We start from the raw sequence: 10,993 nt of genomic DNA, 5'->3' as shown, positions 1-10,993 counted from the left end.
CAGGACGACTGCACGGTGACGATCGAGCCGCAAACGCGCTAAGCGTCGGAATTGACAAGACCGCGCTGAAACGACAACGCGCCGCCGAGCTGATTCAGCCCGGCGGCGCGTTGTCGTTTCAGCGCGGTCTTGTCAATTCCGACGCTTAGCGCGTTTGCGGCTCGATCGTCACCGTGCAGTCGTCCTGCCCTTGCGTCGCGACCACGATGTTGCCCGCCGGGACGCCGAGGGCGATCGGGGCTGACGAGCCGCCGCCGGGCATCTGAACCGTCACACTCAGGGAATCGGTGCGCGCGGTCGAGCCGACGGTCGACGGTTCTGCCTGGGCCACATTGCCCGAGGCGTCACGCCGCATGATGCGGCAATTCACGTTACTCCCGCCGGCGGCCGCCATGCTTGACGAGGCACTGCCGCCCATTTGCGCACGGGCTCGCGACGGATCGCGCGGCACCTGGCTAACGATGCGATGCGTGCGCGGCTCTACGATGACGACGTCGTCATCGGTCGCGAAATATTCGTAGTCGCGATATTCGGGCTCGATCGACACGATCTCGGGCGGAAGCCGGTAGAGACGCACGCGTGGAGGGATCGTCTCGCCGACCCGGATCGAGATGTTCAGATTCCGCTCCGGCTGCGCTAGGCTTGCGCGGCTCACAGTCTCAGAGATCCGCACCTGCTTCTCGGAGGTCAGCTGGGCCTGCTGATTGACCTGCGTGTTGGTCTGGGTTGTCTGATTGGCTTGATTGGTCTGCGTGCCCGTGGCGGCCGGCGCGGTCTGTGCATTGTTGGTCGGGGCCGTCCGGCTCGTGTCCGTCGCTGTTGCGGGTCGGTTGTTCAGTTGCGCCGGCGGTTGTTGCTCGGCATTGCGCGGAGGCTGGCTCTGGTTGCGCTCGTTCTGATTGGCCGTTGCGCCCGTGCGCTCGTTCTGCTGGCCAGCGGGGCCGGCCTTGGATTTCTCGGACTCGGCGGTTGATTTCTGCGGTGCGGACTTGTCCTGCTTCGTCTCGGCGCTGCTCTTTCCGCTGTCGCGTCCCGGTTTCGCGCTTTCGGCCTCGCGGTTGCGATCGCGCGCAGGCTCGCGAGATTCTTGCGCCTGATCCTTCGCCTTCGGTTCATCGTGCCTGGTAGCGCCGGCCTTTTCCTCGCGGCCTGCTCCCTGCAGTCTCTCCTGGGCGCCCTGCGCACGTTCCTGAACGCGTTCCTGAACTCGTTCCTGGGCCGATCCACCGCGCTGCGGCGCGGCGCCTTTCGCCGGTTCCTCGGTCCGTTTCGGCTCGTCTCTGCGCTCACCGGGCGCCTGAGCATAGGCGTAGCCTGATGCGAGCACGAGTCCGATGGCTGCAGTCGACAACATCAAATGCTTTGGCATGGTCCCTCTCCTCAGGAAATCACAACAACAGACGCGAACGTTCTGTCGGTGCGAAGGTTCCTGAGTGGAACGAAGCCGTTCACCAGTGAGCCGATCAGATCGCGCTCACATTGCGTCCTTCAGCGTCAGCCGTGCCGTGAACGTCACGCTGGTCTTGCCGACCAGCGCCATGCCCTCGACTTCCGCGCCGCCGGGGAAATAGTCGCCGGAAAAGCCGCAGGTGACCTCCCTGCCTCCGAAGACGAGAGACCGGCCGACCGCTTCGGTGTGCTGATTGACGATCAGGTCGCCACGCCACTTCCCGTTCCGGAACGTGTAGCTGCCGGTGTAGTAGAAATAGCTGTCGCCGCCCATGATGCGTCCGTCGCAGAGCATGACCACGCCCCTCGCCTGCCCGCGCTTGCCGTCACGCATTTCGATGTCGAAGATGTAGAGGCCGTTGACGACGCTGGCCTCTTCACCCGCTTCTGAGCCTTCCCCGGCCGACATCAGATCGCCTCCCCGGCAATGTCGATCCGCCGCGCCATTCAGTTCGGTACGTTCCGCTCGAGATCCTCGAGCCATGCCGCGGCGCTCGAATCCGACGGCGCGCGCCAGTCACCGCGCGGCGACAGCGAGCCGCCGGCCGAAACCTTCGGGCCGTTCGGCATGGCCGAGCGCTTGAACTGGCTGAAGGCGAAGAAGCGGCGCAGGAACACTTCGAGCCAGCGGCGGATCTCGGGAAGATCGTAGGCCTTGCGCCGATCGTTCGGAAACGCTGGCGGCCATTCGCCCTTGGCGACATCCTTCCACGCCTGGAGCGCCATGAAGGCGATCTTGGACGGCCGCATGCCGAAGCGGAGCGTGTAGAACAGGTTGAAATCCTGGAGCTCGTAGGGGCCGACGGAAGCTTCGGTGCTCTGCGGTTTCTCGCCCGGCTTGACTGGAACCAGCTCGGGCGAGATTTCGGCCGACAGGATCGAGGCAAGCGTCCGGTTGACGTCGTCGCTGAACTGCTGCGAGGCGATCACCCAGCGGATCAGATGCTGGATCAGCGTCTTCGGCACGCCGGCATTGACGTTGTAATGCGCCATCTGGTCGCCGACGCCGTAGGTGCACCAGCCCAGCGCGAGCTCGGAGAGATCGCCGGTTCCGATGACGATGCCGCCGTGATGGTTGGCAAGGCGGAACAGATAGTCCGTGCGTAGGCCCGCCTGCACGTTCTCGAAGGTGATGTCGTAGACCTTCTCGCCCTTGCCGAAGGGATGGCCGATATCCTTCAGCATCTGGGTTGCCGTGGTGCGGATGTCGAGCTCCTGCCAATTCGTCTGCAACGCCTTCATCAGCGCCAGCGCATTGCTCTTGCTCTCGCTGCCGGTGGCAAAGCCCGGCATGGTGTAGGCGAGGATGTTCTCGCGCGGCAGGCCGAGCAGGTCGACGGCCTTCGCGGCGACGATCAGCGCGTGGGTGGAATCGAGCCCGCCCGAGACGCCGATGACGACGCGCTTGGTGCCGGTCGCGCGCATGCGCTGCACGAGGCCGGCGACCTGGATGTTGTAGGCCTCGTAGCAATCCTGCTCGAGCAGGCTCTCGTCACTCGGCACGAACGGGAAGCGCTCGACCTTGCGCAGGAAGCCGACGTCGGAGGCCGGCGGCTTCAGCGCGAACGTCACCTTGCGGAAGAACGCCCCGCGCTGCCGGCGGTTGTCGTCGAACGTCCCCATCAAGGCGCGCTCCTGCCTGAGCAGGTCGAGATCGACGTCGGCGAACGTGATCTGGCCCCCCTGGCGGAACCGCTCGCCTTCGGCCAGCAGCACGCCGTTCTCGTAGATCGAGGTCTGGCCGTCCCAGGCCAGATCGGTGGTCGATTCCCCTGCCCCGGCGGCGGAATAGACGTAGGCCGCGAGGCAGCGCGCCGAGGTCGACTGGCACAGCAGTGCGCGCGAGCGCGCCCGGCCAATCGTGATCGGGCTGCCCGAGAGGTTGATCAGCACGCTGGCGCCTGCAAGTGCGAGCTCCGAGGCCGGGGTTACCGGGATCCACATGTCCTCGCAGATCTCGACGCCGATAGTCAGGCCCGGAACGTCCTCCGCCGCGAACAGCAGATCGACGCCGAAGGGCGCGCGCAGATCGCCGATCGCGATCACCTCACCGGCGATGCCGGCACCGGAGGCGAAATGCCGTCCCTCGTAGAATTCGCGGTAGGTCGGCAGGTAGCTCTTGGGCACCACGCCGAGCAAATTGCCGCGATGGATGACGACGGCGCAATTGTAGATGCGATGGCCAAAGCGCAGCGGCGCGCCGACGATCAGAACGGTCATCAATGCAGCGGAGGCCTCGACGATGGCAGCGAGACCGCGCTCAACCGCATCGAGCAGCGGGTCCTGCTTCACCAGATCTTCGATCGCATAGCCGGACAGGCATAGCTCGGGAAACACGGCAACCGCCGCCGACTGTTCGTGGCAGGCATTGGCCGCCGCCAGGATGGCCTTGGCATTGGCCGAGGGATCGGCGACGTGGGAGGTGGTCACGCAGGTTGCCACGCGCGCAAATCCATGGGCGTAGATCGAGTAGAACGTCATCGAGCGCAGTACCTCTAATTTTTTCCCGGCCGGCCGCAGCCGTCAGCTCCGCACCTATTTAGCCCATCGATCTGGCCCCGTGCAGGCCATCCGCCATCATGCATAACGGATTTGCGCCTCGCTCTGGCCGGCGAGCTCAGGCGCTGCGGGCCAGGACGCCGGTCAGATCGTTGCGCAGCCACTCGGCGATCCGGGGCCAGGCATGCGCGTGGGTCCGCGCGCCCATGAACAGGCCGAGGTGATTGCTCGGCTCGGAGGCCGCTGCAATGAAGGCTGGCGGCGTGCCGACAAGGCCGGCGGTGGCGAGCGCCTGCGTCGCCGGTACCACTTCGTCGTCGAGCCCGGCCAGCATGAAGATCGGCGCCTTGACGTCCTTCAGATCAACCGGGCGGCCGAGCGCCACGAAGTTGCCGCCGGCAATCCGGTTCTCCCGGAAAATCCGGTTGACGATCTCGAGGTAATAAGCGCCCGGCAGATCGAGCGTCTCCACGTTCCACTGGTCGAAGCGCGCGAGCAGCGCCGCGCCTTCCTCGTTGGATAGCCCCTTCTGCAAGGCGACTGCGATATCCTCGCGGCTTGGCGTCCTGGACCAGAAGCGCAGCATCTCCTCGCCACTGACATTGCCGCCGCCACGCGCGACGAGCTGGTCGTAGACCATTCCCGGCGCGTTGCGGGCGAGCCGGGATAGCGCGGAATCGATCGACAGGTCGACCGGAGCGCCTGCTAGCACCAGCCGTCGCACCTTGGCCGGAAAGCGCGCCGCGTAGAGCAGCGACAGCCAGCCGCCCTGGCACAGGCCGACGAGATCGACCGGCGCGCCGATCTCGTCGATGGCAACGTTGAGATCGGACAGATAGCTGTCGATCGAGAGATAGCGCATGTCCGGAGTGGCCGAGCGCCAGTCGGTGAGATAGACCCGGTCGATGCCGCCATTTTGCAGCGACTGCACCACGCTGTGGCCCGGTGCAAAGTCGGCGATCAGGGCCCGATGCAGCGCATAGGGTGCGCAGACCAGCGCCGGCTGGCCGGATCGGTTCTTCGTGCAATCGCGCAGGCGCATGGTCGCAAGCTCCAGCGCGACCGTGTTGGGCGTCGTCCACGGCAGGCTGCTGTCGGCCGGCTCGGCCGGCCCGCGCTCCATCCACCAGAAACAGGCGTCCATGGCGAGCCGCGCCGCCGCAAACGGCCACAGCAGCGGATCGCCAGGGACATGATCCGGCCCGCCTAGCTGTTTGCCTGTCTTCTCCGCCATGGCTATCTCGCGATTCTCACAGGAATGCCTCGAAGCTGATCACGGAAATGCCGAGCTCGCCAAAACTGCGATGGGCCGCGGCGACGGAACCGTCGAGGTCGATGCCACGGCAGGCATCCTCGATCACCACGACTTCGAACCCGGCCTTGCGGGCGTCCTCTGCCGAAAAGCGGACGCAGAAGTCGAGCGCGAGCCCCGCGACGAAGACGGTCTTCAACTCGCGCTCGCGCAAGTACCCGAGCAGGCCCGTCGGTGTCCTGTGGTCGTTCTCGAACAGCGCCGAATAGGAATCGATGCCGCGGCGAAAACCCTTGCGCACCACCAGGCTCGCCCGGGTGACGTCCAGCCCGCCATGGAATTCGGCGCCCGCCGTGCCCTGCACACAATGCGTCGGCCAGAGCACCTGGGTGCCGTAGTCCAGCTCGATGGTCTGGAACGGCTGCTTGCCCGCATGGTTCGCCGCGAAGGAGACGTGGTCGCCCGGATGCCAGTCCTGGGTCAGCACCACATTGGCGAATTTTTGGGCGATACGGTTGATGGCGGGCACGACTTTCTCGCCACCGGGCACGGCCAGCGCCCCGCCGGTGCAGAAATCGTTCTGGACGTCGATCACCAGCAGCACGTCGCGGTCGGAAATCTTCATCGCAAGGCCCCATTCCATCTGCCCGGCGCGACCGGCGCTGGGCGCTCCCTCCAATGTCGGTCTTCCGGCGCGGCTTCGCAACCACCGACTCCGTATGGCCATATCGCGCTGGCGGGCAAGGATCGTCTTAAGGATGCAACGGTTTGGTCTTGTTCGTGTTGACTAGGCACAATCAAGCGAGGATTCTCAGACCGTCCGCAAACTGCGGATCGGATCAAGAGCGGAGGCAAAGGTTCCCGTAGGCCGGCAAAGCCGCGGCAACCAAATGGCTATGGGTATCGGCAAGACAGGAAAAATTCTTCTCGCCGATATCGGCGGCACCAATGCGCGCTTTGCGCTGAGCCAAGGCGGACCTGGCAACGGCGACCAGACCGGGCCGGTCGACTATGTGAAGGTCGCCGACTTCCCGACCGTCCGGGAAGCCATTGTCGACGTGCTGGCGCGCCGGGCCGGCGGCGAGCCGCCCCAGAGAGCCGTGCTGGCCGTCGCGGGTCCCGTCACCAACAACCGCTGTGTCATGACCAACAGCCCCTGGGTCATCGACGGCAACGAGCTCCAGCCGACGCTCGGCTTCGACAGCGTCCATGTGCTCAACGATTTCGAGGTGGTCGCCTGGTCCCTGCCCGCCTTGCGGCCCGCCGATCTGATCCCGCTCGGCGGACAAGATGGCCTCCCCGGAGAACCGTTGCTGGTGGTCGGGCCCGGAACCGGTTTTGGCGTCTCCTGTCTGGTCGAGCGGCATGGGGCGCGGCTGGCCGTCGTCACCGAGGCGGGCCACGCCACCCTGCCGGCAGAGAACGAGCGCGAGGAGCGCGTGATCGCGTGCCTGCGCCGGCGCTTCGGCCATGTCTCCATCGAGCGCGGCGCGCTGTCGGGCTCGGGCTTGCAAAGCCTCTACGAGGCGCTGGCGGAGATCGACGGCGCTCAGGTGCCGCACCGCGACGCGGCCGCCATCACCAAGGCGGCGCTGGACGGCAGCTGCCCGGTCAGCCGCGCGACGCTGGAGATGTTTTGCGCCATCCTGGGCTCGGTCGCGGGCAACCTCGCGGTGACCTTCGGTGCCCGCGGCGGCGTCTATGTCGCCGGCGGGATCGTGCCGCGATTCCCGGACTTCCTCGCAGCCTCGGCCTTCCGCGCACGCTTCGAAGCCAAGGGACGCTTCCAGGACTATTTGCGCAACATCCCGACCCGGCTGGTCACGAAGCCCGATGCCAGCTTCGTCGGCCTGAAGATGTTCGCCGACCACAATGTGGATTGAGGCGCGAGCGCCCGGCTGCAGTTCCGGTAATTCACAGGAGATTGCAACGCACGAACGGTTCCACGCAGGATCGTGCTTGCTCGTTTGTTCCCGATGAGAAACAATCCCCCTTGAGTGTGTGGCGTAGTTGCGGGGGCGTGACATGCGTAAGCAGGATCTGGGCTTCGACTATCACCGCTATCACCGTCTGCTGACCGAGGCGGATGACGAGGACAAACGGCTGGCGCTGATCGAGCTCTTGATCGAGGAAAAGGCGCGAGACCGGCTGGCCGCCCAGCGCGCCTCGGATCGCGCCGCGATGACGGCCCATACCATCGCCACGGTGCTGAGGAACGGTCGCAACTGAGACTTGCAATCCCGCGCCGGAACGGCGCGAGTCCGCGAGTCGATTGCGATTTCGTTAACGATCCCTCGCAATCTCGCGTCAAACCTTTTGCTCTAAGAGTTCCCTCACCCTGATGCAATTCAGGGGTCAACAAAGGGGGGAATGAACATGAGCATGATTTCGCTCGCCGCAATGCCGGCCGCCGCCGAAACGCGTTTCGCCGCTTCTTCGTTCAAGACCATCTTGCTGTTCTGCTGCACGGGCCTCGTTGCCTCGTTCGGCCTGATGGCGCGCGGCATCGACCTCACTGCCGGCCTGATCTGAGAACCCGAGGAATTCCTACGTCGAATGGCCGCCCCCGACGGGCGGTCATTTTCATTGGTGCTCTCAGCGCGGCGTCTTCGCCGTCGCTCAGCGCCTTCGCTCAGTGCGGCGCCTTCGCCGTGGCTTCCGGAAACATCGAATCGATCATCGCCTTGAGCCGATCGATCGAAATCGGCTTGCGCAGGATCGGCCTGCGGCGGAGCAACGACGGCAGCAGTTCCGGCCCGTAGCCGGTGGCGAACAGAAACGGCTTTCCGCGGCGCTCGATCAGGTCGGCGACGGGATCGACGTAGAGTCCCATGAGGTTGATGTCGAGGATGGCGAGGTCGTATTGCGCGGTCATGGCAAAGGCGCTCGCGTCCCGGACATTGTCCGCTTCCGCGACGACATGGTGGCCGAGCTCCTCCACCATGTCAGCCATCATCATCCGGATCAACGCCTCGTCTTCGACCAGGAAAACGGAGAGTCTGTCCGCCATATCAACCCCGCAGTCAGCTTGCGAAGCTAACCATACCCGAATTACGGAGAGGATTCACGAATTCGTGGCGGGCGCCGTTAATTCGGACGCCGGCGATCCGATTCAACTTGATCAATCCAACCCGCGCTCGTGGCTGAGGCGTACCATCTCCTGGATGAAGACCTGCTTCTGCTTGTCGTCGAGGCTCGAATAGAGCGGTTCGGCGGCATCGGCGACATTGCGCTGGTCGGCCGCCCGGTCGATCAGGAACTGCGCCTCGTTGCGCATCTGCTCGATAATGTCGTCGGGCGGATCCCGCTTGGCGCGCGCAACCCGGAGGTTGAGCCGCTCTGCACCATTATGTCCAAGGTAGTGCATGGCGCTGGAGAACCCGTACCAGTGCTTCTCCTGATCAGAGGTGAGATTCAGCTCGGTCTTGATCCGTTCGATATAGGAATCGCTGTTGGCGACGATCTGCTCGGCGCTCTGTTGCGGCGCGCCGCTCTGGGTGAGGACCGTGACATCCTTGTTGTCCTGCGGCGCATTCTTGGCCTCCTTGCTCGCCTTGGCACCCTTGCCCGTCTTGGCGCTCTTGGCATCCTTGTCCTTGCCGGCGCCCTGCTGCTGCTTGGCGTCCTTGTTGGTGTCCTTGTTTGCGTCCTTGGCCGCCGGCGCCTGATTGCCGTTGTTGCCGACACCGAGCACGCCGGTGAAAACGCCGACCACGCCGCCGATCGCACCGCCGAGCACGCCACCGACCGGACCCGCCGCCTTGTTCCCGGCTGCCGCCCCCTCCTGAACGCCTTTGACCAATCCTTGAGCGTTCGCGACTGCGGCTGCGCCGAGCAGCAGCGCGAGCACGGACCCCAGCGCGAGCCATCGTCGCAGGTAAAGCCGCGTTGGCGGCGCCGGGTTGATCATTCTCGTCTCCATCGTCGAACTGATTGGCTTGTCCGGGTGGAAGCCACCCGCCGGTTGCAACACTATCGTTTCCGCCGCTTCGAGGTCCAGACGCAGCCAATTGCTGTCCACGCCCGAAAAGTCTTTCGCGCGAAGCGGTTATGCAGGCTTATTCGAAACTGCGGCGTAATTGCGCACGGATCGTTCCAGGCCGGTTCGCGTAACGTGTGCGTCGCAAAAGGAGCAGCCGCGGTTCACCTCCGGCGCGTGGCACCAGAGGCGCTGCCACGCTTTCGGGCACAACGTTAGTTCTAGACGATCGCCATTCGGGCTTTCTCGACAGACGCGATCAATCATGATCTGATCGCGCTACCAATTTGCCGCGCTTCGCGTGACTTGCGATCGAAGCTGACGGCACCAACGAGAAACGTTCGACAAGAATTCCAACAAGAAACGCCAACAAGAAAATCAGGAGCAAAACTCGGAAGAGTTTAAGAGGAAACGCCAGAACAATAAAACACCAAGCGAGGAAACGAGATGTCACGCAAGAAGCTCACGCGGCGACAATTTGTGGCCGCAACTGCTATGTCCTCCGCAGCCTTGATCACCGCGCCCTACGTGCGCGGCGCCTACGCCGCCGGCAAGCTCTCGATCGGCTTCTGGGACCACTGGGTACCCGGCGCCAACGACAGCTCCAGGGCTCTCGTCAACGAATGGGCCGCGAAGGAAAAGGTCGAAGTCTCGATCGACTACATCACCAGCAACAACAAGAAGATCGAGCTGACCGTTGCCGCCGAAGCGCAAGCCAAATCCGGTCATGACATTCTTCAGATGTACACCTGGTGGCCGCATGCTTATGCCGAGCAGCTAGAACCGGTGAACGACGTCGTGGAGCCGGCGATCAAGCAGAACGGTGAAGTGAACGGCACCGTGAAATATCTCGGACAGGCGGCCGGCAAATGGCTTGCCGTCCCCGCCACCCCCGGGAGCCAGATCAAGGGGCCCTGCACCCGCATTGATCTGATGAAGAAGTACGCGGGTATCGATATTCAGGAACTGTACCCCGCGGGCGCACCGCCGAAAGCGGACAGCTGGAACATGGAGACATTCCTCAAGGCCGCCGAAGCTTGTCAGAAAGGCGGCTTCGCCTTCGGCATTGGCCTCGGCGAAACCACCGACAGTGTCGACACGGCGGGTGCGATCTTCCAGTCGTTCGGCGCCGAACTCGTCAACGCCAAGGGCGAGCCCACGGTGAAGACCGATCAGGTCCGTCAGGCGCTCGAATATTACAAGAAGCTGATCGCCTTCCTGCCACCGGACGCACCATCCTGGGATGACGCCTCGAACAACAAATGGCTGATCTCCGGACGGGGCGCCCTCATCATGAATCCGCCAAGCGCCTGGGCGGTGGCCAAGCGCGACGCACCGCAGGTCGCCGAACAATGCTGGACGCACGGCTTCCCGTCCGGCCCGAAAGGCCGCTTTGCGCCCTATCTGCCGTACTACTGGGGTCTCTGGAACTTCTCCAAGAACAAGGAAGCGGCCAAGAGCCTGCTCACCCATTTGTCGCAGGCGTCGTCGATCGAGAAGTTCGTCTCTGCCAGCGGTGGCTACGACCTGCCCGCCTATGCGAAAATGACGACGTTGAAGACGTGGGCCGAGGTAGAGCCGCCGAAGGGAACGCTCTATCACTATCCAAACCCCCACAATCATCAGACGCTGTCGATTGCGGCCTCTCCTGCACCGCCAAAGATTGCCCAGCAGATCTACGCGCAGGCGATCCTGACCAAGATGGCGCTCCGCTTTGCGCAGGGAGAGAAGATGGAGACCACGCTCGCCTGGGCCGAGGGCGAGTGCGAAGGCTTCATGCGAACCTGAACCGGGATGTGCAACGGCGGTTCACG

General features: G+C 64.2%; 11 protein-coding genes. 4 read left to right on the top strand and 7 right to left on the bottom strand.

Features of this window, described 5'->3' with window-relative positions; all coding sequences use genetic code 11:
• Positions 1-145: 145 nt before the first annotated feature.
• From E4K65_RS18570 to pncA, 5 genes are all read right to left on the bottom strand, one after another.
• On the bottom strand, positions 146-1,369 hold the full coding sequence (locus tag E4K65_RS18570) for a DUF1236 domain-containing protein (protein WP_135175390.1): 1,224 nt from the start codon (positions 1,367-1,369) through the stop codon (positions 146-148).
• Between the two features lie 105 nt (positions 1,370-1,474).
• Positions 1,475-1,858, bottom strand: coding sequence for a GrlR family regulatory protein (locus E4K65_RS18565; RefSeq protein ID WP_167770923.1), 384 nt, complete (start codon positions 1,856-1,858; stop codon positions 1,475-1,477).
• Between the two features lie 38 nt (positions 1,859-1,896).
• A complete protein-coding gene (locus tag E4K65_RS18560; protein ID WP_135175388.1) occupies positions 1,897-3,930 on the bottom strand; it encodes an NAD(+) synthase in 2,034 nt (677 codons plus the stop codon).
• Positions 3,931-4,066: 136 nt separating this feature from the next.
• Entirely contained in the window at positions 4,067-5,182 is a 1,116-nt protein-coding gene (locus tag E4K65_RS18555) for an alpha/beta fold hydrolase (RefSeq protein WP_135175387.1), read from the bottom strand.
• A 16-nt stretch (positions 5,183-5,198) separates the two neighbouring features.
• A complete protein-coding gene (gene pncA / locus E4K65_RS18550; RefSeq protein WP_027542838.1) occupies positions 5,199-5,843 on the bottom strand; it encodes a bifunctional nicotinamidase/pyrazinamidase in 645 nt (214 codons plus the stop codon).
• A gap of 253 nt (positions 5,844-6,096) precedes the next feature.
• Between pncA and glk the strand changes: the two genes are divergently transcribed.
• From glk to E4K65_RS47330, 3 genes are all read left to right on the top strand, one after another.
• A complete protein-coding gene (gene glk, locus E4K65_RS18545; protein ID WP_135175401.1) occupies positions 6,097-7,083 on the top strand; it encodes a glucokinase in 987 nt (328 codons plus the stop codon).
• 142 nt (positions 7,084-7,225) lie between these two features.
• Positions 7,226-7,429, top strand: a complete 204-nt coding sequence (locus E4K65_RS18540) for a hypothetical protein (protein WP_135175386.1) — start codon at positions 7,226-7,228, stop codon at positions 7,427-7,429.
• Positions 7,430-7,576: 147 nt separating this feature from the next.
• Positions 7,577-7,732 (top strand): hypothetical protein, encoded by a 156-nt coding sequence (locus tag E4K65_RS47330; RefSeq protein ID WP_167770922.1) that lies wholly within the window; start codon positions 7,577-7,579, stop codon positions 7,730-7,732.
• A gap of 100 nt (positions 7,733-7,832) precedes the next feature.
• On the opposite strand, the gene E4K65_RS18535 is transcribed toward E4K65_RS47330, so the two are convergent.
• Both E4K65_RS18535 and E4K65_RS18530 read right to left on the bottom strand, forming a co-directional pair.
• Complete coding sequence (locus tag E4K65_RS18535; protein ID WP_135175385.1) at positions 7,833-8,210, bottom strand: response regulator; 378 nt, start codon at positions 8,208-8,210, stop codon at positions 7,833-7,835.
• 111 nt (positions 8,211-8,321) lie between these two features.
• The gene (locus E4K65_RS18530; protein ID WP_167770921.1) at positions 8,322-9,110 is read right to left on the bottom strand and encodes a Spy/CpxP family protein refolding chaperone; all 789 of its coding nucleotides are present in this window, start codon (positions 9,108-9,110) and stop codon (positions 8,322-8,324) included.
• 516 nt (positions 9,111-9,626) lie between these two features.
• Here E4K65_RS18530 and E4K65_RS18525 point away from each other — a divergent pair.
• The gene (locus tag E4K65_RS18525; RefSeq protein WP_135175383.1) at positions 9,627-10,967 is read left to right on the top strand and encodes an ABC transporter substrate-binding protein; all 1,341 of its coding nucleotides are present in this window, start codon (positions 9,627-9,629) and stop codon (positions 10,965-10,967) included.
• The last annotated feature ends 26 nt before the right edge of the window (positions 10,968-10,993 follow it).

The organism is Bradyrhizobium niftali (assembly GCF_004571025.1).
Lineage (GTDB): Bacteria > Pseudomonadota > Alphaproteobacteria > Rhizobiales > Xanthobacteraceae > Bradyrhizobium > Bradyrhizobium niftali.
The sequence above is the reverse complement of the archived record's forward strand: the minus strand, read 5'-3'. Positions and strand labels throughout refer to the sequence as shown.

What these genes read in the sequence shown, in the direction of transcription:
- E4K65_RS18570 (WP_135175390.1), bottom strand. Translation starts at nt 1,369, where the DNA reads ATGCCAAAGCATTTGATGTTGTCGACTGCAGCCATCGGACTCGTGCTC.
- E4K65_RS18565 (WP_167770923.1), bottom strand. Translation starts at nt 1,858, where the DNA reads ATGTCGGCCGGGGAAGGCTCAGAAGCGGGTGAAGAGGCCAGCGTCGTC.
- E4K65_RS18560 (WP_135175388.1), bottom strand. Translation starts at nt 3,930, where the DNA reads ATGACGTTCTACTCGATCTACGCCCATGGATTTGCGCGCGTGGCAACC.
- E4K65_RS18555 (WP_135175387.1), bottom strand. Translation starts at nt 5,182, where the DNA reads ATGGCGGAGAAGACAGGCAAACAGCTAGGCGGGCCGGATCATGTCCCT.
- pncA (WP_027542838.1), bottom strand. Translation starts at nt 5,843, where the DNA reads ATGGAATGGGGCCTTGCGATGAAGATTTCCGACCGCGACGTGCTGCTG.
- glk (WP_135175401.1), top strand. Translation starts at nt 6,097, where the DNA reads ATGGGTATCGGCAAGACAGGAAAAATTCTTCTCGCCGATATCGGCGGC.
- E4K65_RS18540 (WP_135175386.1), top strand. Translation starts at nt 7,226, where the DNA reads ATGCGTAAGCAGGATCTGGGCTTCGACTATCACCGCTATCACCGTCTG.
- E4K65_RS47330 (WP_167770922.1), top strand. Translation starts at nt 7,577, where the DNA reads ATGAGCATGATTTCGCTCGCCGCAATGCCGGCCGCCGCCGAAACGCGT.
- E4K65_RS18535 (WP_135175385.1), bottom strand. Translation starts at nt 8,210, where the DNA reads ATGGCGGACAGACTCTCCGTTTTCCTGGTCGAAGACGAGGCGTTGATC.
- E4K65_RS18530 (WP_167770921.1), bottom strand. Translation starts at nt 9,110, where the DNA reads ATGATCAACCCGGCGCCGCCAACGCGGCTTTACCTGCGACGATGGCTC.
- E4K65_RS18525 (WP_135175383.1), top strand. Translation starts at nt 9,627, where the DNA reads ATGTCACGCAAGAAGCTCACGCGGCGACAATTTGTGGCCGCAACTGCT.